Source organism: Microbacterium sp. MYb45 (assembly GCF_002979655.1).
In the GTDB taxonomy this organism is placed as follows: Bacteria; Actinomycetota; Actinomycetes; order Actinomycetales; family Microbacteriaceae; genus Microbacterium.
Genome location: NZ_PCPG01000007.1, coordinates 98,319 through 120,793, shown reverse-complemented (window position 1 = coordinate 120,793; position 22,475 = coordinate 98,319). Strand labels below are relative to the sequence as shown.

The 22,475-nt window shown below is 69.3% G+C and carries 19 protein-coding genes, 1 tRNA gene and 1 other RNA gene; 16 read left to right on the top strand and 5 right to left on the bottom strand.

Going from position 1 to position 22,475, the window contains the following annotated elements:
* Positions 1-10 precede the first annotated feature (10 nt).
* The gene (locus tag CQ034_RS13125; RefSeq protein WP_105711371.1) at positions 11-1,000 is read right to left on the bottom strand and encodes a MoxR family ATPase; all 990 of its coding nucleotides are present in this window, start codon (positions 998-1,000) and stop codon (positions 11-13) included.
* A gap of 143 nt (positions 1,001-1,143) precedes the next feature.
* On the opposite strand from CQ034_RS13125, the gene ffs reads away from it, so the two are divergent.
* The 16 genes from ffs to CQ034_RS13045 all read left to right on the top strand — a co-directional run bounded on the left by ffs (position 1,144) and on the right by CQ034_RS13045 (position 20,167).
* Positions 1,144-1,240, top strand: an RNA gene (ffs, locus tag CQ034_RS13120) — signal recognition particle sRNA small type.
* Positions 1,241-1,304: 64 nt separating this feature from the next.
* Positions 1,305-1,916, top strand: coding sequence for a rhomboid family intramembrane serine protease (locus CQ034_RS13115; protein WP_105711370.1), 612 nt, complete (start codon positions 1,305-1,307; stop codon positions 1,914-1,916).
* Positions 1,913-2,611 carry a hypothetical protein gene (locus CQ034_RS13110; RefSeq protein ID WP_181156315.1) on the top strand — a complete coding sequence of 233 codons (699 nt, stop codon included), beginning with the start codon at positions 1,913-1,915 and terminating at the stop codon, positions 2,609-2,611. Before CQ034_RS13115 ends, CQ034_RS13110 begins: the two co-directional genes overlap by 4 nt.
* 65 nt (positions 2,612-2,676) lie before the next feature.
* Positions 2,677-4,794, top strand: a complete 2,118-nt coding sequence (gene pta / locus CQ034_RS13105) for a phosphate acetyltransferase (protein ID WP_105711369.1) — start codon at positions 2,677-2,679, stop codon at positions 4,792-4,794.
* Positions 4,791-6,011 carry an acetate/propionate family kinase gene (locus CQ034_RS13100; RefSeq protein ID WP_029261033.1) on the top strand — a complete coding sequence of 407 codons (1,221 nt, stop codon included), beginning with the start codon at positions 4,791-4,793 and terminating at the stop codon, positions 6,009-6,011. Before pta ends, CQ034_RS13100 begins: the two co-directional genes overlap by 4 nt.
* Before the next feature lie 100 nt (positions 6,012-6,111).
* Positions 6,112-6,870 carry an HAD family phosphatase gene (locus CQ034_RS13095; RefSeq protein WP_105711368.1) on the top strand — a complete coding sequence of 253 codons (759 nt, stop codon included), beginning with the start codon at positions 6,112-6,114 and terminating at the stop codon, positions 6,868-6,870.
* The gene (locus tag CQ034_RS13090; protein WP_029261035.1) at positions 6,867-9,374 is read left to right on the top strand and encodes a glycoside hydrolase family 65 protein; all 2,508 of its coding nucleotides are present in this window, start codon (positions 6,867-6,869) and stop codon (positions 9,372-9,374) included. Before CQ034_RS13095 ends, CQ034_RS13090 begins: the two co-directional genes overlap by 4 nt.
* A gap of 64 nt (positions 9,375-9,438) precedes the next feature.
* On the top strand, positions 9,439-11,721 hold the full coding sequence (locus tag CQ034_RS13085) for a DNA polymerase III subunit gamma and tau (RefSeq protein ID WP_105711367.1): 2,283 nt from the start codon (positions 9,439-9,441) through the stop codon (positions 11,719-11,721).
* Positions 11,721-12,314 (top strand): recombination mediator RecR, encoded by a 594-nt coding sequence (recR, locus tag CQ034_RS13080; protein ID WP_029261037.1) that lies wholly within the window; start codon positions 11,721-11,723, stop codon positions 12,312-12,314. The genes CQ034_RS13085 and recR overlap by 1 nt, the downstream gene beginning before the upstream one ends.
* Positions 12,311-13,228, top strand: coding sequence for a DMT family transporter (locus tag CQ034_RS13075; protein WP_105711366.1), 918 nt, complete (start codon positions 12,311-12,313; stop codon positions 13,226-13,228). Before recR ends, CQ034_RS13075 begins: the two co-directional genes overlap by 4 nt.
* Before the next feature lie 94 nt (positions 13,229-13,322).
* Positions 13,323-14,603 (top strand): aspartate kinase, encoded by a 1,281-nt coding sequence (locus CQ034_RS13070; RefSeq protein WP_029261039.1) that lies wholly within the window; start codon positions 13,323-13,325, stop codon positions 14,601-14,603.
* Between the two features lie 180 nt (positions 14,604-14,783).
* A complete protein-coding gene (locus tag CQ034_RS13065; RefSeq protein ID WP_029261040.1) occupies positions 14,784-15,851 on the top strand; it encodes an aspartate-semialdehyde dehydrogenase in 1,068 nt (355 codons plus the stop codon).
* Between the two features lie 82 nt (positions 15,852-15,933).
* Complete coding sequence (locus tag CQ034_RS13060) at positions 15,934-17,406, top strand: malate:quinone oxidoreductase (RefSeq protein WP_105711365.1); 1,473 nt, start codon at positions 15,934-15,936, stop codon at positions 17,404-17,406.
* 9 nt (positions 17,407-17,415) lie between these two features.
* Positions 17,416-18,069, top strand: coding sequence for a thymidine kinase (locus CQ034_RS13055; RefSeq protein WP_029261042.1), 654 nt, complete (start codon positions 17,416-17,418; stop codon positions 18,067-18,069).
* A gap of 105 nt (positions 18,070-18,174) precedes the next feature.
* A complete protein-coding gene (locus CQ034_RS13050; RefSeq protein WP_105711364.1) occupies positions 18,175-18,897 on the top strand; it encodes a FadR/GntR family transcriptional regulator in 723 nt (240 codons plus the stop codon).
* A gap of 10 nt (positions 18,898-18,907) precedes the next feature.
* Positions 18,908-20,167 (top strand): alpha-hydroxy acid oxidase, encoded by a 1,260-nt coding sequence (locus CQ034_RS13045; protein WP_105711363.1) that lies wholly within the window; start codon positions 18,908-18,910, stop codon positions 20,165-20,167.
* A gap of 30 nt (positions 20,168-20,197) precedes the next feature.
* Here CQ034_RS13045 and CQ034_RS13040 read toward each other — a convergent pair whose 3' ends face one another.
* The 4 genes from CQ034_RS13040 to CQ034_RS13025 all read right to left on the bottom strand — a co-directional run bounded on the left by CQ034_RS13040 (position 20,198) and on the right by CQ034_RS13025 (position 22,471).
* A complete protein-coding gene (locus CQ034_RS13040; protein ID WP_105711362.1) occupies positions 20,198-21,040 on the bottom strand; it encodes a DUF1295 domain-containing protein in 843 nt (280 codons plus the stop codon).
* A 52-nt stretch (positions 21,041-21,092) separates the two neighbouring features.
* Positions 21,093-21,848, bottom strand: coding sequence for an HAD-IIB family hydrolase (locus tag CQ034_RS13035; RefSeq protein WP_105711361.1), 756 nt, complete (start codon positions 21,846-21,848; stop codon positions 21,093-21,095).
* Entirely contained in the window at positions 21,845-22,321 is a 477-nt protein-coding gene (locus tag CQ034_RS13030) for a VanZ family protein (protein WP_105711360.1), read from the bottom strand. The genes CQ034_RS13035 and CQ034_RS13030 overlap by 4 nt, the downstream gene beginning before the upstream one ends.
* A gap of 73 nt (positions 22,322-22,394) precedes the next feature.
* Positions 22,395-22,471, bottom strand: a tRNA-Pro gene (locus tag CQ034_RS13025).
* Positions 22,472-22,475: the final 4 nt, after the last annotated feature.

Below are 22,475 nucleotides of genomic sequence, written 5' to 3'. Positions count from 1 at the left end.
AGGGTCTCGGTCAGGAGCGGGTCGCGACGGGCACGCGCACCCGCTCGACGATCTGGGTGAGTGCGGCTTCGACGGGCTGTGCGCCGGCACGGTGGGCGCCGCGTGCGGGAAGCAGCCGGTGCGCCAGCACGGGGATCAGCAGCGCGGTGATGTCGTCGGGGATGACGTAGTCGCGTCCGTCGAGGGCGGCCCACACCTTCGCCGCCCTGATCAGCTGCAGGGTGGCGCGCGGGCTCGCCCCGAGGTGGAGGTTCGGGTCGGAGCGGGTCGACTGCGCGAGGGCGACCGTGTACTCCTCCAGTGCCGGTGCCACGTGGACGGAGCGCGCCCACGCGATGAGCTCCGAGATGGATGCCGCATCGGCGACGGGCGTCACCGCGGCGAGCGGGCTCACCACATCGCGCTGACGGAGCATGAGGGTTTCGGCTGCGGCATCCGGGTATCCCATCGAGATGCGCATCATGAAGCGGTCGCGCTGCGCTTCGGGCAGGGCATAGGTGCCCTCCATCTCGAGCGGATTCTGGGTCGCCACGACCAGGAACGGCTTCGGCAGCATGTGCGTGGCTCCGTCGACCGTGACCTGTCCCTCCTCCATCGCCTCGAGCAGCGCGGACTGCGTCTTCGGGGAGGAGCGGTTGATCTCGTCGGCGATCACGATGTGGGCGAACACCGCGCCGCGCTTGAACTCGAACTCCCGATCGACCGGGTTGTAGACCGAGACGCCGGTGACATCGCCGGGAAGCAGGTCGGGGGTGAACTGGATGCGGCGCACCGTCGCGTCCACGCTCGCGGCCAGTGCCCGCGCGAGCATCGTCTTGCCGACGCCGGGTACATCTTCGATGAGCAGGTGCCCCTCGGCGAGGAGGCAGACGAGCGCGCTGCGCACGGCATCGGGCTTGCCGTCGATGACCTGGCCGATGGAGCCGAGGATCGCGGAGGTCTGCGCGGCGAACCGCTCGGCGTCGATCGTCACCGGGGCCAGGGGGGCGTTCTCGGGCATGCGTTCCCTCTCACATCGGCGCTGCGGTGCGCGTTACTCGATCGTAACCCTGTGGAGGGGGTAACGCTCTGGCAGGTTCCCCTGAGCTCGCCGCCATCCGCGGTGACGGTTCGAACCACCCGGCGCATCGGGTTAGGATGGTTGACGGCTCTCCGCGTGGCGGCATCCAGGCCAATTCCCCCAGGGCGGAAACGCAGCAAGGGTAACCGGGCTCTGCTGGGTGCGCGGAGGGTCACTTTCTTTTTCTGCGGGTGATCCGCCGGATGCTCAGTCGTCTCCTGGCTGCACCTGCGACAATCATCCGGTGACCGTCTCCCCACCACCGAAGGTGCAGCATCCGCTCGGCCGATTCGCCTCGCCGGTGCTCCTGCTCGTCGCGATGTGGGTCGTGCAGTTCGCCGATGCGATCCTGCCGGGATCTTTCACCGGCTTCGGGTTGCGGTCCTGGGACGTCTCGGGTCTCGGCGGAATCCTGCTCGGCCCGCTCCTGCACGCGAATTGGCAGCACCTCATCGCGAACTCGGTGCCGTTCCTCGTGCTCGGCTGCCTCGTCGCGGTGGAGGGCACCCGCCGGTTCTGGACGGTCACGGCCATCGTCGCGATCGTCGGCGGCATCGGAACCTGGGTGTTCAACGCCCCGGGAACCCTGACGGTCGGCGCCTCCGGACTCGTGTTCGGCTACTTCGGCTACGTCGTGATGCGGGTGTTCGCGCCGGGCCGGGTCGCCCACCGGATCCTCTACGCCGTCATCGCGTTGATCGTGCTCGCCCTGTACGGTGCCACGATGCTGGCCGGGGTGTTCGGCGTCGCCGAGGGGATCTCCTGGCAGGGTCACCTCTTCGGCGCGATCGGTGGCGGGCTCGCCGCCCTCGTCGGCCGTCGCCCGCGAACAGAGCGCGGAGCGCTCGCGGCATGAGTCCTCGACGCGCGGCGTCGCCGGCGAAGCGCAGGCGGGCGACGACGAAGCCGAGATCGAAGCGGAAGAGCACGGCGCGGCGGCGCAAACCCGGCACGCGACGGCAGGCGGCGATCCGGCTCCGCCGCCGGAAGATCCTGCAGCGGGTGCTCGTGTCGACCACGGCCGTCCTGGTGCTCGGCGGGCTGCTGGCCCTCATCCCGCTCGGGCTCGCGCACGACCCGGCGCCGATCTGCATCGACGAGCCGCAGACGTTCCCGGAGGCGGGCATCGAGGGGTGGAGCGGAGAGCAGCTCGAGAATGCGGCGACCATCGTGCGCACGGCGGCCGGGCTGGGCTTCCCGCGAGAGGGACAGATCCTCGGGGTGATGACCGCGATGGGCGAGAGCAGCCTGCGCAACATCGACTACGGCGACTGGGAGACGAGCGGGTTCACCAACCCCGACGGCTCGCGCACCACGAGCATCGGGCTGTTCCAGCAGCAGGACTGGTGGGGGAGTGCCGAGCAGCGGATGGACCCGGCGACCGCCGCGACCCTGTTCTTCGACCGTCTCGGACGGCTTCCCGACTGGCAGAGCATGACGCCTTCGCACGCGATCCATCGGGTGCAGATCAACATGGACCGCGACTACTACTCGCGGTTCCAGGCGGATGCCACGGCGGTCGTCGACGCGCTGTCGGGCCCGTGCGAGTGACGCCGGCGCAATAGTTCCGGTGGGATGCCCGATGGGTTCACGGATGCCGCGCCTAAGCTGAAGCCGTGGCGCAGAGCATCTACATCACCTCGGCCGAAGGCCATACCGGAAAGTCGACGATCGCCCTCGGGGCGCTCGACGCCTTGATGCGCGTGTCGCCGCGGGTGGGGGTGTTCCGTCCGATCGCGCGATCCGTCACCGAACGCGACGACATCCTCGAGCTGATGCTGGCGCACGACGGCGTGCAGCTCGACTACGAGGACTGCATCGGCGTCACCTACGACGACGTGCGCAGCGACCCGGAAGTGGCGCTGTCGACGATCGTCGCGCGGTTCAAGGCGGTCGAGGCGCAGTGCGACTCCGTCGTGATCATCGGCAGCGACTACACGGATGTCGCCAGCCCTGCAGAGCTCGGCTTCAACGCGCGTGTGGCCGCCAACCTGGGGGCGCCGGTCATGCTCGTCCTCAGCGGTCGTGATCAGCAGCGCCAGGCGGAGCAGCTGGGCACGACGACCGCTCGCGCAGCCGCTGCCGTCGGACAGATCGCAGAGCTGGCGCTGTCCGAGCTCGCCGCCGAACGGGCCGAACTCTTCGCGGTCGCCGTGAACCGGGCAGACCCCGACGCGCTCGACGCCGTGATCGATGCCGTGCGTGCGGTCCTCCACGACGAGCGCACGCCGGTGTGGGCGATCCCCGAGGACCGTGCGCTGGTCGCCCCGTCGATCAGCGGCATCCTCGCAGCCGTCGACGGGAAGCTCCTCAAGGGCGACGACGACCGGTTGGCGGCGGAGGCGCTGACGATCGTGGTCGCCGGGATGTCGATGGTCAACGTGCTGCCGCGGCTCACCGAAGAGGCGGTCGTGGTGATCCCCGCCGACCGCACCGAGGTGCTCCTCGCTGCGCTGCTGGCCGATTCTTCCGGCACGTTCCCGCGCATCGCCGGCATCATCCTGAACGGCCCGTTCCCGTTGCCGGAGCCGATCCTCCAGCTGCTCGACGGATTCGCCTCGACGGTTCCGATCATCACCACCGACCTCGGCACGTACGACACCGCGGTACGGGTGATGGGCGCCCGTGGCCGGATCTCGGCCGATTCCCGCAGCCGGTACGACCGTGCGCTCGGCCTGTTCCAGGCGCATGTCGACATCGCCGAGCTCACGGAGAAGCTCGGGCTCGCGGAGTCGCGCGTCGTGACGCCGCTGATGTTCCAGTACGGGCTCATCGAGCGTGCCCGGTCCGACCGTCGCCGCATCGTGCTGCCCGAAGGGGGAGACGACCGCATCCTCCGCGCCGCCGCCACGCTGCTGGCCAGGGAGGTCGCCGACCTGACGATCCTGGGGGACGAGGCCTCGGTGCGGGCGCGGGCCGTCGAGCTCGGTGTCGACATCGCGGCGGCCCAGGTGCTCAGCCCGACCGACCCCGAGCTGGTGGAGCGCTTCGCCGCCGAGTACGCGCGCCTCCGCGCCCATAAGGGCATCACGCTCGCCCAGGCGGCCGACACCGTGACCGACGTGTCCTACTTCGGCACGATGATGGTGCATCTCGGCCTCGCCGACGGGATGGTCTCCGGCGCCGCGCACACGACCGCGCACACCATCCGCCCGTCGTTCGAGATCATCAAGACGAAGCCGGGGGTGAACGTCGTCTCGAGTGTCTTCCTGATGGCGCTCGCCGACCGTGTGCTCGTGTACGGAGACTGCGCCGTGATCCCCGATCCGACGAGCGAGCAGCTCGCCGACATCGCGATCTCCTCCGCGACCACGGCGCGCCAGTTCGGGATCGATCCGCGCGTCGCGATGCTGTCGTACTCGACCGGAGAATCCGGCACCGGCGCCGACGTCGACAAGGTGCGCGCGGCGACCGCCCTCGTGCGCGAGCGGGCACCGGGGCTGCCGGTGGAGGGCCCCATCCAGTACGACGCGGCGGCGGATGCGGCGGTCGCCAAGGCCAAGCTCCCCGGCTCCGCCGTGGCCGGACGGGCGACGGTGTTCGTGTTCCCCGACCTCAACACCGGCAACAACACCTACAAGGCCGTGCAGCGATCGGCGGGCGCCGTCGCCATCGGACCGGTGCTGCAGGGGCTCAACAAGCCCATCAACGACCTCTCCCGCGGCGCCCTGGTCGACGACATCGTCAACACCGTCGCGATCACCGCGATCCAGGCGCAGGGAGAGCACGCATGAGCGCGATCCTGGTGATCAACAGCGGTTCGTCGTCGCTGAAGTACAGCCTGATCGACATCGAGCAGGAGAACCTGCTGGCGAGCGGGCTCATCGAGCGCATCGGCCAGGACGCCAGCCCGGTCGCGCACACCGTGCGTCCCGAGTCCGACGGCACGGCCATGCCGACGATGCTGGACGCGACGTATCGCGACGAGCGCCCGATCGCCGATCATGCCGCCGCCTTCGAGATCATGCGCGCGCAGTTCGCCGCGCACGGCCCGTCTCTCGAGGAACACCGCCCGGTCGCCGTGGGGCACCGCGTGGTCCACGGGGGCGCCCGCTTCTACGCCCCGACGCTGATCGACGCCGATGTGGAGCGGCAGATCGATGAGCTCGCTGTGCTCGCGCCGCTGCACAACCCCGCGAACCTGGCCGGCATCCGCGCCGCCCGCGCCGTGTTCGATCAGGTTCCGCACGTCGCCGTCTTCGACACGGCGTTCCACCAGACGCTCCCGCCCGCCGCGTACACCTACGCGATCGACGCCGCGCTCGCCGCGGAGCACCGGGTGCGCCGCTACGGCTTCCACGGCACGAGCCACCAGTATGTGAGCGAGGCCGCGGCGGCGTTCCTCGGCCGCGACCTCGGCAGTCTCCGACAGCTCGTGTTCCACCTCGGAAACGGGGCGTCGGTGACGGCGATCGACGGCGGTCGCTCGGTCGAGACCTCGATGGGGCTCACCCCGCTCGAGGGCCTGGTCATGGGCACCCGCTCCGGCGACATCGACCCCGCCGCGCTCGTGCACCTGTCGCGTCGTGCCGGCCTCTCGATCGACGACCTCGACTCGCTGCTCAACACCCGCAGCGGGCTGGCCGGCCTCGCCGGTCGGAGCGACATGCGCGACATCCTCGCCGGGGTGGAGGCGGGGGACGACGCCGCGATGCTCGCCTTCGACGTGTACGTGCACCGCCTGCGCGCCTATGCCGGCGCGTACATCGCGCAGCTCGGGGGAGTGGACGTCATCTCCTTCACCGCCGGCGTCGGCGAGAACGCGGCGCCGGTGCGGGCGGCCGCGATGGCGACCCTCGGATTCGCGGGTGTGGAGATGGATGCCGCCCGCAACGAGGCGAGGGAACGCGGCATCCGGCGCATCTCCACGAACACCTCACCGGTGACGGTCCTCGTGGTGCCGACGGATGAGGAACTGCAGATCGCCCGGCAGACGGCCGAACTGCTCTGATCCGTCCGCCGGGGTTACCTCCTGAAGCGCCACCGCATTACGCTTGCACAGTGGCACGGAGAGGTGCCGGCCCGACGATCGCCCTTCTCCTGGAGGCTCTGTGCCAGAAGCACTGCCCGACCTGTTCCACGCCGACGGCGTACTGTTCGACCTCGACGGCGTGCTCACTCCGACCGCCGAGGTGCACATGCGCGCCTGGAAGGTCGTGTTCGACGACGTGTTCGCCCGCTGGGGCATCACGTCGCCGTACACCGATGCCGACTACTACGACTACGTCGACGGCAAGAAGCGCTACGACGGAGTGGCGAGTCTGCTGCGCAGTCGCAACGTCGAGGTGCCCTGGGGCGAGGTCGATGACGACCCCTCGGCCGAGACCATCTGCGGGATCGGCAACCGCAAGAACGCCGCCTTCGCGCAGTCGCTGCGCGGGCAGGGCATCGCGCCGTACCCGGGCTCACTCGCGGTCGTCGAGGCTCTGCATGCCGCCGGCATCCCGCTCGGCGTGGTGTCGAGCTCCAAGAACGCCGAGGAGGTGCTGGCCGCCGCCGGCATCCGCTCCTTCTTCCGGATCGTCGTGGACGGGGTCGTGGCCGAGCGCGACGGTCTCGCGTCGAAGCCCGCCGCCGACATGTTCGCCGCGGGCGCGGTGGCGCTCGGTGTCGACCCGGCCCGCTCGGTCGCCGTGGAGGATGCCACCTCCGGGGCCGCTTCCGCCGCTGCCGCCGGCTATGCGAGCGTGATCGGCGTCGACCGCGGTGCCGGTGCCGAGGCGCTCCGTGCCGCCGGCGCCACCGTCGTCGTCGACGACCTGGCCGTGTTCGTCCCCGATACCCGCACCGACATCCCGGAGACCGCATGATCGACCGCGACCGCTTCCCCGTCGACCCCTGGCGACTGATCGACACGCACTACTCGGAGGAGGGCGTCGGCGAGACGCTGTTCTCGGTCGGCAACGGCTACCTGGGCCTGCGCGGCAACCACATCGAGGGCCGCGGCGCACAGGAGCACGGCACGTTCATCAACGGGCTGCACGAGACCTGGCCGATCCGGCACGCTGAGCAGGCCTACGGTTTCGCCGAGGTCGGGCAGACGATCGTCAACGCTCCCGATGCCAAGGTCATGCGCGTCTACGTCGACGACGAACCCATCTCCCTCGACGACGCCGACGTGCGCGAGTACCGCCGCACGCTCGACCTGCGCACCGGAGTGCTGGAGCGTCACGTGGTCTGGGAGACCCCGTCGGGCAAGCGTGTGCGCATGCGTGACGAGCGCATCGTGAGCTTCGAGGAGCGGCACCTCGCCGTGCTGCGGCTCGAGGTCGTCGTCGAGAACGCCGATGCCCCGGTCACCATCAGCTGCCAGCTGCTGAACCGCCAGGACGGTGCGGGCGTGTACGCCGGCACTCCGATCGGCACGAAGGCCGCTGCCTTCGATCCTCGCAAGGCCGAGAAGATCGCCGACCGCGTGCTGGAGCCTGCCGAGCACTGGCAGGACGGGCTGCGCTCCGCGCTGTCGTACCGGGTCGCCGACTCCGGGATGACGGTCGCCGTCGTGGCCGACCACGTGGTCGAGACCGAGAACGAGTACAACGCCCGCACGCTCGTGGAGCCCGACATCGCGAAGAACGTGTTCCGCGTGCAGGCGAAGGCCGGCGTCCCCATCACGGTCACGAAGCTCGTCAGCTACCACACCTCGCGGGGCGTACCGCCGCGTGAGCTCGTCGATCGCTGCCGTCGTTCGCTCGACCGCGCGGCCGATGAGGGCGTCGAGACGGTCTTCCAGCGTCAGCGGGCCTGGCTCGATGCGTTCTGGGAGCGCAGCGACGTGCAGATCGGTGGCCGCGACGACCTGCAGCAGGCCACCCGGTGGTGCCTTTTCCAGCTGGCTCAGGCCTCCGCCCGCGCAGACGGCGCCGGCGTCCCCGCGAAGGGCGTCTCCGGGTCGGGATACAGCGGACACTACTTCTGGGACACCGAGATCTACGTGCTCCCCTTCCTCACCTACACGACGCCGCGGTGGGCATACAACGCACTGCGGGCGCGGGTGAAGATGCTCCCGGCTGCGCGTCGCCGGGCCGCACAGCTCAACGAGGCGGGGGCGCTCTTCCCGTGGCGCACCATCAACGGCGAGGAGGCCTCCGCGTACTACGCGGCCGGTACCGCGCAGTACCACATCAACGCCGACATCAGCTTCGCGCTCGGCAAGTACGTGCGCGCGACCGGTGACGAGGAGTTCCTCCGGCGCGAGGGCGCCGACATCGCGATCGAGACCGCGCGGCTGTGGGCGACTCTCGGCTTCTGGCGTGCCTCGCGGCTGGTGGAGGAGGCGGATGCCGGCGACGGGATCGAGACCTTCCACATCCACGGCGTCACGGGGCCCGACGAGTACACCACGGTCGTCAACGACAATCTCTACACGAACGTCATGGCGCGCTACAACCTCCGCTACGCGGCGAAGATCGTCCGCGAGATCAAGGAGAGCCACCCCGAGGACTATGTGAAGCTCGTCGATCGCACGGGGCTCGGCGTCGGCGAGGCCGAGGCGTGGGACCGCGCGGCGGAGGCGATGTACATCCCCTACAGCGAGGGCCTCGGCATCCATCCGCAGGACTCGCTGTTCCTCGAGCGCGAGGTCTGGGATCTCGCCAACACGCCCGCCGAGCAGCGACCGCTGCTGCTGCACTTCCACCCGCTGGTGATCTACCGGTTCCAGGTGCTCAAGCAGGCGGATGTCGTGCTGGCGCTGTTCCTGCAGGGGAACCACTTCTCGCCCGAGGAGAAGAAGGCCGACTTCGATTACTACGATCCGCTGACCACGGGCGACTCGACGCTCTCGGCGGTCGTGCAGTCGATCCTCGCCGCGGAGGTCGGGTACCAGGATCTCGCGCAGAGGTATTTCGAGCAGTCGCTGTTCGTCGACCTGCACGACCTGCACCACAACGCGGCCGACGGCGTGCATGTGGCCTCCGCCGGTGGAGTGTGGACGGCGCTGGTGTGCGGTTTCGGCGGCATGCGTGACTATGCCGGCGACCTGAGCTTCGATCCACGCCTGCCGGCCGACTGGCCGTCGCTGTCGTTCCCGCTGCAGTGGCAGGGATCCACGCTGCACGTCTCGGTCACCAAGGACGAGCTGCGCGTGCAGGTGCGCAGCGGCCCCCCGGTGCCTTTCAGCGTGCGGGACACCGCGTATTTCGCGACCGTGGAGGACGAGGTCGTCGTGCCGCTGGCGGATCAGGGACCGCTGATCCCCGGGCGTCCGACGCTGCGGCAGTTCGCCGACGCCCGCCGCGACGACGGCACCCGGATGTCGGCATCCGTCCCCGTCATCACCACCGCCATCCCGGTGATCGAGTCGACCGATTGACGCTGCCGGACGCCGTGGATCGGCCGACCCGCCGAAGGTCGGCGGCACGCCGTAGGCTGTTGAGGTGACCACAGCCCTCTACCGCCGCTACCGCCCCGAGACGTTCGGCGAGATGATCGGGCAGTCCCAGGTGACCGACCCCCTCATGACGGCGCTGCGCGGCGATCGGGTCGGCCACGCGTACCTGTTCTCCGGCCCTCGCGGCTGCGGCAAGACGACCTCGGCGCGCATCCTGGCGCGCTGCCTGAACTGCGCCGAGGGGCCGACCGACGTGCCGTGCGGCGTCTGCCCGAGCTGCGTCGAGCTGTCGCGCGCCGGCGGGGGATCGCTCGACGTCGTCGAGATCGACGCGGCCAGCCACAACGGCGTCGACGACGCCCGTGACCTGCGCGAGCGGGCGACCTTCGCGCCCAGCCGCGACCGGTACAAGATCTTCATCCTCGACGAGGCGCACATGGTCACCCCACAGGGGTTCAACGCGCTGCTCAAGCTCGTCGAGGAGCCCCCGGAGCACGTCAAGTTCATCTTCGCGACGACCGAGCCCGAGAAGGTCCTCGGCACGATCCGCTCCCGCACACACCACTACCCGTTCCGTCTCGTGCCGCCCGCAGCGATGCTCGAGTACGTCGAGAAGCTCTGCGCCGAAGAGGGCGTGATCGTCGAGCAGGGCGTGCTGCCGCTCGTCGTCCGCGCGGGCGGCGGCTCTCCGCGAGACACGCTCTCGCTGCTCGACCAGCTCATCGCCGGATCCGACGCACCCGCCGGTTCCGAGACCGTCACGGTCGGCTACGCGCGCGCCGTCTCTCTGCTCGGCTACACGCACGGTGCTCTCCTCGACGAGATCGTCGACGCGCTCGCCGCCGGAGACGCCGCCGCCGCGTTCCCCGCCATCGACCGTGTCGTGCAGACCGGTCAAGACCCGCGGCGCTTCGTCGACGACCTGCTCGAACGGCTGCGCGACCTGATCGTCATCGCGGCCGTCGGTGCCGGCGCTTCGGCCGTCCTGCGTGGGATCGCCGAAGACGACCTGCAGCGCATGCGCGGCCAGGCAGAGGTCTTCGGTGCCGCGCGCCTGTCCCGCACCGCCGACGTCGTGAGCGCAGCCCTCGACGACATGTCGGGGGCGACATCCCCGCGCCTGCATCTCGAGCTCATGGTGGCGCGTGTGCTTGCCAGTGCGACGGATGCTGCCGCTGCGGCGCCGGCGGCTCCCATTGCCGAGCGCGCCCCGGCGCCCACGCGGCCCACGGCAGCGTCGGCGCCTGTTTCGGCGCCTGCGGCCTCGGTGCCCACTCCCGCTCCATCGGTGTCGGACACGCCACCTGCGTCTGCGCCTGCCGTCGCTACACCCGCGGCGCCGAGTTCAGCCGGGGCCGAGGCGCCCGCGCAGGAAAAGACCGCGACCGAGCCTGCTGCCGCCGAACCGTCTGCCACCGAACCGTCTGCCACCGAACCCGCTGCCACCGAACCTCCCGCTCCTCGAGGACCGGTCACGTTCGACAGCATCCGTGCGTCCTGGCCCGCTGTCCTCACCCGGCTCGAAGGCATCAGCCGCACATCCTGGCTGCTGGCCACGGCCGTGCAGCCGCTCGCCTACGTCACTGACACCGAGGTGCTGACGCTGGGCTTCACGAGCCAGCACGACGTCGCGAAGTTCAAGGGCACGACCCCCGGTTCCGGTCCCTCCGACCACCTGCGGTCCGCGATCGAGCACGAGCTCGGGGTGCGGGTGAAGTACCTTCCTGCACCGATGCCTGCCGGTGGTGCTCCACGCCAGTCGGCGGCATCCGGTCCCTCGGCGCCCGCCGATTCCGCTGCCGCATCGGAGCCTGCGTCAGCGAGTTCCTCCCGCTCGCAGGTCCGTGGCTCGTCGGCATCCGCGGTGACCGAATGGGCGGTCGCACCGATCCCCACCGCGCAGGAAGAGCCGGCGAGCGCCCCGCCCGCGCCGTCTTCGCCGCTCCCCGTCGACGAGGAGCCCGAAGAGGTCGAGGCAGCGGCATCCGCTCCCGTCCCGCCATCCGATGGTGCGGTCGATCGTGACGAACCTCCGCTTCCGGGCGACGATGAGGCTCCGGCCTTCGATGACGAGCCGCCCTACGATCCTTCGTACGAGCCGCCGGTCTCGCGGCAGCCTGCTCCGCGGGAGCCAGTGCCTCCACGGGCTGCTCCTCAGCAGCAGCCCGCCCCGCAGGCGCAGCGCGCGGCAGCAGCCCCACCGGTCGTCATCGAGCGCGCTCCTTCGGTCGGGGGAGTGCAACGCTACGGCGAGGCCGTGATCCGCCAGGTGCTCGGCGCGACGTTCCTGCGTGAAGAGCCCTACGAGCCCCCGACGAGGTTCAACTGATGTATGACGGCATCGTTCAGGAGCTGATCGACGAGTTCGGTCGCCTGCCCGGCATCGGCCCGAAGTCCGCCCAGCGGATCACGTTCCACATCCTGCAGACGCCGACGTTCGACGTCGCCCGTCTCGCGGAACTCCTCAGCGAGATCCGCACCCGTGTGCGGTTCTGCGAGATCTGCGGCAACGTCGCCGAGCAGGAGCGGTGTGCCATCTGCCGCGACCCGCGCCGCAGCCAGACGCTGATCTGCGTGGTCGAAGACGCCAAAGACGTCGCGGCCATCGAGCGCACGCGCGAGTTCCGCGGGCTCTACCACGTGCTCGGCGGGGCCATCAGCCCCATCGCCGGCGTCGGGCCCGACGACCTCCGCATCGCGCAGCTCATGACACGTCTCGCCGACGGCACGGTGCAGGAGGTCATCCTCGCCACCAACCCGAACCTCGAGGGGGAGGCGACAGCGAGTTACCTGAGTCGGCTGCTCACGACGATGCAGATCACGGTGTCCCGGCTCGCCTCCGGGCTCCCGGTCGGCGGCGACCTCGAATATGCCGACGAGGTCACCCTCGGTCGTGCCTTCGAGGGCCGGCGCATCCTGTGACCCCGAACGCGGGCTTCTCGCGTCGTGGCTGGCTTCTCTTCGGGGCCATGGCCCTGCTGTGGGGCGTGCCGTACCTGTTCATCAGCGTCGCGGTCGAGTCGTTCTCGCCGCCCGCGATCGTCGCCGGGCGCACTCTCATCGCCGCCCTGCTGCTCCTGCCGTTCGCCATCCGCAGCGGCGCGCTTCGGGCTGCGCTGAAGCACTGGCCGTGGGTGCTGGCCTTCGGCGCCGTCGAGATGGCCGGTCCCTTCCTGCTGCTCGGACATGCCGAGATGACGCTTCCCTCCGGCATGACCGGTCTGCTGGTGGCGACGGTTCCGCTCTTCGCCGCGCTGATCGCTCTCGGCGGCGGCGACCGTGGGGTGCTGCGGCCCACTCGCGGAATCGGCCTGCTCGTCGGCTTCATCGGCGTCGCGATCGTGGTCGCCGGTCCCGGTCTCTTCGGTGGCGAGGTCAGCCTGCTGGCGGCCGGCGAAGTCCTGCTGGTGGCGGTGCTCTACGCGATCGCCCCGTTCATCGTGGCGCGCAAGCTCAACGACGTCCCTTCGCTGGGCACCATCACCCTGTCGCTGCTCATGATCGGCATCTTCTACCTCCCGATCGGTCTGCTCACGCAGCACGAGGTCCCCACGCTGCCCTCGATCGCCGCGCTCCTCGCGCTCGCCGTGATCTGCACGGCCGTAGCGTTCCTCGCGTTCTTCGCCCTCATCCGCGAGGTGGGACCGGTGCGCGCCCCGCTGTTCACCTACGTGAATCCGGTGGTCGCGATCATCCTCGGGGCGATCGTCCTCGCCGAGCCGCTGACGCCCGGGTTGCTGCTCGGGTTCCCGCTGATCATCGTCGGCTGCTGGTTCGCCGCCACCGGTGGCCGTCTGCGTCCGGCCTCTCCGCAGGCGCTCCCTCCCGCACTCTGACCCACGCGCGCCCCGTGACACATGCACAACGGGGCATACGCGCCGATCGTAGAATGAGCGTGGGCGGATCCGCCCGACATCCCAGGGAGTGATCGTGGCCCTCATCGTGCAGAAGTACGGCGGCTCGTCCGTCGCCGACGCAGAGAGCATCAAGCGCGTCGCCAAGCGCATCGTCGACACCCGTCGTGCCGGTCACGACGTCGTGGTCGCGGTCAGCGCCATGGGCGACACCACCGACGAGCTCCTCGAGCTCGCCAACGAGGTCGCCCCGATTCCCGCGCCGCGCGAGCTCGACATGCTCCTCTCCAGCGGAGAGCGCATCTCGATGGCGCTGCTGGCCATGGCGATCCACTCGATGGGCTTCGAGGCGCGCTCTTTCACGGGCAGCCAGGCGGGCATGATCACCGACTCGCAGCACGGTGCCGCCCGCATCGTCGATGTCACTCCCGTGCGTCTGCGCGAGGCTCTCGACGAGGGGGCGATCGTGATCGTCGCCGGATTCCAGGGCTTCAACCGCGACACCCGCGACATCACCACGCTCGGTCGCGGGGGGTCGGACACCACGGCCGTCGCCCTCGCCGCCGCGCTCGACGCCGACGTGTGCGAGATCTACAGCGACGTGGACGGCATCTTCACCGCCGATCCGCGCGTGATCCCGAAGGCGCAGAAGCTCGATCACGTCTCGAGCGAGGAGATGCTGGAGCTCGCCGCCAACGGCGCCAAGGTGCTCTACATCCGCGCCGTCGAGTACGCGCGCCGTCACGGGGTCCTCATTCACGCTCGGTCGACGTTCTCGTCGGCCGAGGGCACGTACGTTCTGGGCGAGGGTATGAAGAACCCTCGCGAAGCCGAGGGAGCAGTCATGGAAGAACCGATCGTCGCTGGGGTCGCCACCGACTTCAGCCAGGCCAAGATCACGGTCGCGGGCGTGCCCGACGTCCCCGGCAAGGCCGCCGAGATCTTCAAGATCGTGGCCAAGTCCGGCGCGAACGTCGACATGATCGTGCAGAATGTCTCGGCCACCGGGCGCACCGACATCTCCTTCACCGTCCCCAAGGCGGATGCCGCGGCAGCGCTCAAGGCGCTGGCGGGGGATCAGACCGAGGTGGGCTTCCAGAATCTGATCCACGACGACCAGATCGGCAAGCTCTCCGTCGTCGGTGCGGGTATGCGCACTCACTCCGGCGTTTCCGCGACGCTGTTCGAGGCGCTCTCCGCCGGCGGCATCAACATCGAGATGATCTCGACGTCCGAGATCCGCATCTCGGTGGTCCTGCGCGACACCGACCTGACCGAGGCCGCGCGCACCGTGCACACCGCCTACGGACTCGACGGGGATTCCGACGCCACGGTCCACGCCGGCACCGGACGCTGATCTCTGCCATCCGCCTTCGCTTTCCTGCCGACTGTGCGGGCGTGTGCAGCGTGGAAGCCGCATCGCCTCGGACCGCGGTAGACTCACCGAAACCCTGACACCGGCGCCAGGCGCAGCTTCCGCATCCCGACGCCGCGCCCGAAGCCTCGTACGCCGCACCGCACGACGCCAAGGAACATCATGACCCGCATCTCCGAATCAGGACTCTCCGTCGCCATCGTCGGCGCCACCGGCCAGGTGGGCACCGTGATGCGCGAGATTCTCGCCGAGCGGTCGTTCCCGATCCGCGACCTGCGCCTGTTCTCCTCCGCACGTTCCGCCGGCACCGCGATCGAGTTCGGTGGGGCGACGGTCATCGTCGAAGACGTCGAGACGGCGGATGCCGCGGGCATCGACATCGCCCTGTTCTCCGCCGGGGCCACCGCGAGCCGTGCCTACGCGCCGCGTTTCGCCGCTGCCGGTGCCGTGGTCGTCGACAACTCCAGCGCTTGGCGTATGGACCCCGAGGTTCCGCTCGTCGTCAGCGAAGTGAACCCGCACGCGATCGATGAGCGCCCCAAGGGCATCATCGCGAACCCGAACTGCACCACGATGGCCGCGATGCCGGTGCTGAAGGCGCTGGATGCCGAGGCCGGCCTCGAGCGTCTGATCGTGTCGACGTACCAGGCGGTCTCCGGCTCCGGCCTCGCCGGTGCGCAGGAACTGCTCGGCCAGGTCGAGGGCGTGCTCGCTCAGGGCGACACCCTGCGTCTCGTGCACGACGGCTCGGCGGTCGACTTCCCCGAGCCCGAGAAGTACGTCGCACCGATCGCGTTCGACGTGATCCCGTTCGCCGGCAACCTCGTCGACGACGGCGACAACGAGACCGACGAGGAGAAGAAGCTCCGCAACGAGAGCCGCAAGATCCTCGAACTCCCCGGCCTCCGCGTGGCGGGCACGTGCGTGCGCGTCCCGGTCTTCACCGGTCACTCGCTGTCGATCAACGTCGAGTTCGCTCGGGACATCACGCCCGAGCGTGCCCGCGAGGTCCTGAGCGCGGCTCCCGGCGTCGTACTCGACGAGGTTCCGACCCCGCTGCAGGCGGCGGGCAAGGACCCGAGCTTCGTCGGCCGCATCCGTGCCGACCAGTCGGCAGCTGAGGGCAAGGGTCTCGTCCTCTTCATCAGCAACGACAACCTGCGCAAGGGTGCGGCGCTGAACGCCGTGCAGATCGCCGAGGTCCTCGCGGAGCGTCTGGTCATAGCCTGACGGTATCCCCGCCATGTCGAACCGGTCTGGCAGGGTCGGACGCATGGTCTGCGACCCCGTGCCCGCGAACTAGACTGGTTCGGTGACAGAAAACGTCGATGTCGTCCTGATCGGCGGTGGCATCATGAGCGCCACCCTGGGTACTCTCCTGCATGAGCTGCAGCCGGAGTGGAAGATCGTCGCCTTCGAGCGACTCTCCGATGTGGCTCAGGAGAGCTCGAACCCGTGGAACAACGCCGGCACGGGGCACGCCGCCCTGTGCGAGTTGAACTACATGCCGCAGCAGGGCGATGCTCCGCTCGACCCGGCGAAGGCCGTGTCGATCAACGAGCAGTTCCAGCAGAGCCGTCAGTTCTGGTCGTCGCTGGTCGAGAAGGGTGTGCTCGACGCGCCGTCGACGTTCATCAACGCGACTCCGCACATGACGTTCGTCCGCGGCGAGAAGGATGTCGCCTACCTCAAGGCCCGCTACGAGGTGCTGAAGGAGCAGCCGCTGTTCGCCGGCATCGAGTACAGCGAGGACTCCCGCGTCATCAACAAGTGGGCGCCGCTGCTCATGCAGCAGCGCCGCAAGGGTGAGCCGTTCGCCGCGACGCGCGTGCCGGCGGGCACCGATGTCGACTTCGGAGCCCTGACGCACCAGCTCTTCGACCACCTGACCGAGTCGGGTGTCACGCTGCGCACGAACCACGAGGTGCGCAGCCTCAAGAAGCAGAAGGACGGCGGCTGGCTGGTCAAGTACCGCACGACCATCGGTCGCACGCCGAACGAGATCAAGGCACGCTTCGTGTTCGTCGGTGCGGGCGGCTGGGCGCTCAAGCTGCTGCAGAATTCCGGCATTCCTGAGATCAAGGGCTACGGCGTCTTCCCGATCGGCGGCCAGTTCCTCAAGACCACGAACCCGAAGGTCGTCGCGCAGCACAAGGCGAAGGTCTACTCGCAGGCATCCGTCGGCGCTCCGCCGATGTCGGTTCCGCACCTCGATACCCGCGTCGTCGGTGGTGAGTCCTCGCTCATGTTCGGGCCGTTCGCGACGTTCAGCCCGAAGTTCCTCAAGAACGGATCGATGCTCGACATCGTCTCGCAGGTGCGCCCGCACAACCTGCTGCCGATGCTGCAGGTCGCGGTGAAGAACCCCGATCTGATCACGTACCTCGTGGGTGAGCTGCTGAAGAACCACGCCAAGAAGGTCGACAGCCTGCGCACGTTCATGCCGACGGCCAAGGACGAGGACTGGACTCTCATCGACGCCGGTCAGCGGGCTCAGGTCATGAAGAAGGACCCGAAGAAGGGCGGCATCCTGCAGTTCGGCACGGAGGTCGTCTCGTCGGCAGACGGATCGATCGCCGGGCTCCTCGGTGCTTCTCCGGGAGCTTCGACCGCTGTCCCGATCATGCTCGAGCTGCTCAAGGCCTGCTTCCCGGACGAGTATCCGCACTGGGAGCCGGAACTCCGCGCCCTGATCCCCACGTTCGGCGAGAAGCTGAACAAGGATGCGGCGCTGGCGGAGCAGTACACCGAGGCGACCGCCGCCACCCTCGGCATCAACGTCTGAGTCCGGACCGTGGCGAAGCTCTACTTCCGCTACGGCGCGATGAATTCGGGCAAGTCGACCTCGCTGCTCCAGGCCGCGTACAACTACGAAGAGCGCGGCCAGCACGTGCTGCTGGCGAAGCCCGCGATCGACACCAAGGGGGCGTCCGAGATCGAGAGTCGGCTCGGCGTCACCCGTCCGGTCGACTTCCTGATCGGCCCCGACGACGACGCGCGAGCGCTCTTCGCGGAGCACCGCGCGCGCATGCAGCATTCGTCGGACGACGAGCTGCTCCCGGCGGGACCCACCGATGTCGCCTGCCTTCTCATCGATGAGGCGCAGTTCCTCACGCCGACTCAGGTCGACGACCTCTTCCGCATCGCGGTGGAAGACGGCATCCCGGTGATGGCGTACGGGATCCGCAACGACTTCCTCACGCATGCGTTTCCCGGCTCCGCCCGGCTGCTCGCGATCGCGCACTCGCTGGAGGAGCTCAAGACGATCTGTCGGTGCGGGCGGAAGGCCGTGTTCAACGGCCGGGTCGTCGGCGGGCGCTTCGTGTTCGACGGCGATCAGGTCGCCATCGACGAGGGGGCCATCGGGTCGGCCTCGCCGGAGCTGACGACGTACGAGTCCCTGTGCGGCACCTGCTATCTCGAGGAGTCCGGAGGACGCCTGGGCTGATCGCCTGGCACCCGGCCCGCAGCGCGTGCAGCGGGGCGATCGAGCGCGCTCGTTTGCGTGGTCTGACCACACGCGCTAACCTGTGGTCAGACCACAGGAGGATCGATGAGCGACCAGCCGGCGCGCGCCTGGCAGCTCGTACTCGAGCACATCGAGCGCGACCTGCTCGACGGCCGACTCGGGCCCGGTGACCGTCTGCCGTCGGAGCGAGATCTCGCGACCGAGCTCGGCGTCGGCAGGTCCAGCGTCCGCGAGGCGTTCCGCGTGCTCGAGGTGATGGGACTCATCCGCACCGCGACCGGTTCCGGTCCGCAGTCCGGCGCCATCGTCATCGCCACGCCGACCGGTGGCATGTCGGCGCTGCTGCGGCTGCAGGTGGCGGCTCAGGGCTTCGCGCTGGATGATGTCGTGCGCACCCGCCTCGTCCTCGAAGACGCGGTCGTCACCGCCCTGGCCACTTCGCCCGATCGCGACACCGCACGAGCTCACGAGCTGCTCGAGGCGATGGATGCCGTCGGCCTGTCCGCCGGGGAGTTCCTCGCCCTCGACGCCCAGTTGCACCTCTCGCTTGCGGAAGCGAGCGGGAACACGGTCATCGCCGCGATGATGGGGGGCCTGCGCTCCTCGATCGAGTCCTACGTGCAGGCGGGGGTCGCGGCGATCCCGGACTGGGCGGCGATGGCGACCAGGCTCCGCGCCGAGCACCACGCACTGGTCGCCGCGATCGATGCCGCCGATGTCGAGGCTGCTCGAACCCTCGTCCGCACGCACATCACCGGCTACTACACGTCCGCGGGGCTCACCCGCGACATCCATCCCCAGAACTGAGAGGCACATCATGGTGCAGCGCCAGCTCCCCAACCCCGTCGAACTGCTCGATCTCATGAAGTTCAAGAAGCCCGAGCTCGATGGCCGCAAGCGCCGCCTCGACGCCGCGCTGACCATCGACGATCTGCGTCTGATCGCCAAGCGGCGCACTCCCAAGGCCGCGTTCGACTACACGGACGGTGCGGCCGAGGGCGAGCTCTCCCTCACCCGAGCGCGTCAGGCTTTCCAGGACGTCGAGTTCCACCCCGGTATCCTGCGTCCGGCACCCGATGTCGACACGAGCACCGAGATCCTCGGAGGTCCGTCGGCCCTGCCGTTCGGCATCGCGCCCACCGGGTTCACGCGCCTGATGCAGACCGAGGGCGAGGTCGCCGGAGCCGGTGCGGCCGCTGCCGCCGGCATCCCGTTCACACTCTCCACTCTCGGCACCACGTCGATCGAGGGCGTGAAGGCTGCGAATCCGGACGGGCGCAACTGGTTCCAGCTGTATGTGATGCGCGATCGCGAGATCTCCTACGAGCTCACCCGACGCGCGGCCGCGGCCGGCTTCGACACCCTGCAGTTCACCGTGGACACCCCCGTCGCCGGTGCTCGTCTGCGCGACAAGCGCAACGGCTTCAGCATCCCGCCGCAGCTGACGCTCGGCACGATCATCAACGCGATCCCGCGCCCCTGGTGGTGGTTCGACTTCCTCACGACGCCCAAACTGGAGTTCGCGTCGCTCAGCACCACCGGCGGCACAGTCGGCGAGCTGTTGGATGCGGCGATGGATCCGACGATCAGCTACGACGACCTTGCCGTCATCCGCGACATCTGGCCCGGCAAGATCGTGATCAAGGGCGTGCAGAACGTCGAGGACTCCGTGCGTCTGCGTGATGCGGGCGTCGACGGCATCGTCCTGTCGAACCACGGTGGGCGCCAGCTCGACCGCGCGCCCATCCCGTTCCATCTGCTGCCCGAGGTCCGGCGGGCTGTCGGCGAGGACTTCACCGTCATGATCGACACCGGGATCATGAACGGCGCCGACATCGTCGCCGCGGTCGCTCTCGGCGCCGACTTCACGCTCATCGGTCGCGCGTATCTCTACGGGCTCATGGCCGGAGGGCGCCAGGGCGTCGACCGCACGATCGCCATCCTGCGCAGCGAGATCGAACGCACGATGCGGCTGCTGGGCGTCTCTTCGCTGGCCGAGCTCGAGCCGGGTCACGTCACCCAGCTCACCCGTCTGGTGCCGGTCGCCCGCGCGAACGCCGAGGCGCGCACGCGCTGATCGCGGCGGCCGCGCGGTGGCCTCTCCGTCTCAGGACTGCGGGACCACGGCGCGCGCACGCGGCGGCCACGGGATGAGCATCGAGGTCGAGCGCTTGTACTCCGCGTAGGCCGGGTACTTGGATGCGGTGATCGACTCCGTGAAGATGGTCGACCCGATGAACAGCACCGTCAGCAGGGCGGGACCGACGATGGTCGGGTTGAGCGCCCCGCCGACGAAGCCCGCACCGCCGGCGACCGCCGCCGTCGCCCCGAGCGCGTAGAACGCCCACCACTGCGCCTGCTCGAAGAAGAAGTTCGGGTGGCGGCTGAAGCGGAACAGCCCCGTCGTCAGGAACCCCGGGGCGAGCGTGCCCCCTGCCTCTTTCTTGCGCTGGTGGAAGCGCCACTGCTGCTGATCGGCCACGGTCTCGCCGATGAGGAACCCGAGGAACGCAGCGACGAACAGTGCATCCCACCCGGTGAGGGCTGCGGGATGCTCGGCCGCGACCAGGGCGGGCAGCGTGATGAGCACGAGCAGCGTCATCTGGTAGCCGATGATGAACAGCACGTTGAAGACCTGGAACTGCCACGGGCGCATGCGCCCGCGCAGGATCGCCCACCGGTAGTCCTCCACGCCCGTGTAGCCGCCCTTGCGCGCGAAGTTGAAGGTCAAGCGTGCTCCCCAGGCGGTCGCGAGCACCCCCATGAGTACGACACGCACGGAGCCGTCGCCGTGCGCGAAGGCGCCGGCCACGAAGATCCACACGTAGACCACGGGAACGATCGACCATGCCCGGTCGACCCACGAGGTGTCGCGTGTGATCAGGGAGAGGATCCAGCACACGGCGCTGGCGACCGCGGCGGTGATGACGACGATCAGCAGGGCATCCATGACGCCATGTTAGGACCAGGGGGCGGCAGAACGTCGCAGGACGCCCCCGAGGTCAGAGCGTCCGCAGGAGGCCGTCGAGCTTGTCCGCAGTGTCTTCCCAGCCGTCGACGGCCACGGACGGCACTCCGATGGCCAGGACCGGGTAGTCGTTCCCGCCCTCGTCGAGGCGGTCGCCGTAGAACAGCATCTCGGTGAGAGGGATGCCGGTGTGCTCGGCGAGCTGCCGCATCCCGAAGGCCTTGTCGATGCCGGCCTGGGTGATGTCGATGGATGTCGATCCGCCGGAGCGGACCTCGAGTCCGGGAAGGCGGGCGGCGACCGCGGCACGAAGAGCCGCGCGCTTGGTTCCCGTGGGATCCCAGTCGTGCTTCGCCTCGCGCGGCGCGCGCTGCCCCAGTGCGGAGAAAGTGATCTGCGAGCCGCGGTCCTCGAGGATCTCGCCCCAGGGCTCGGCCTCCCACAGCCCCAGGTGCTCGGCCTCTTCGCGCAGCGCCGTCAACGCGGCCTGCTTGTCCTCGTCGCTGAGGTCGTGCGCATACACCGGTGTGAAGTCGGTCCCGTCGTGGCGGAGGTAGCGCGTACCGCATGTCGGCAGCAGGTGCAGGCGGGCGAGGTCGGCGGCATCCGCATCGCCGAGGCGCGAGAGCACCTGACTGCGGAACTGCGCCTCGTTACCGCCGGAGATGATGGCGACGTCGACCGAACGCAGCAGGCTGCGCAGCAGCGCGGCGATGCGCGGGTCGATCAGCCCCTTGGAAGGGGCGAGCGTGTCATCGAGATCGAAGGCGACGAGTGCGGGCGCGGTCATGATGTCTCCAGCCTAGAAGGTGGCCGCTGGGAGGGTCGTGAAGCAAGCAGCAGTGTGCAGAGGATGGCGAACACGACGCCGACGAGCGCGCCGGTCGAGTTCGCCACGACGTCGGTCACGGTCGCCGCCCGGTGCGGGAGCGCCACGCGCTGCGCGGTCTCGATCCCGAGCGACAGCAGCGGCCCGACCAGCAGGGCGAGCGGCCACACCCGGCGGGGGAGCAGGACGAAGGCGAGGATGCCGACGGGCACGAACACCAGGATGTTCGCGATGATCTCGAGTCGAGTGAAGTCGAGCGAATCCCAGCCGAGGCGGTGCGCGGCGTGGAGGGTCAGATCGAGGAGATTGGGCATGACCTGCTCGACCCGAGACGGTGTGAGGGTGAGAGCCGCAAGGCCGATGAGGAACGGGATGCCGAGAGCGAGAGCCCACACGCGGGTGAACCGGCGCGGGGGCGGAAGCAGAGATCCCATGCTTTCCCTTCCCCTTCTGCGTGTTCCCCATACAGAGAAGGCCGCCCCTGTGGGGGCGGCCTTCCGGTGTCACTGGTCGGGGTGACAGGATTTGAACCTGCGACCTCTTCGTCCCGAACGAAGCGCGCTACCAAGCTGCGCCACACCCCGTTTG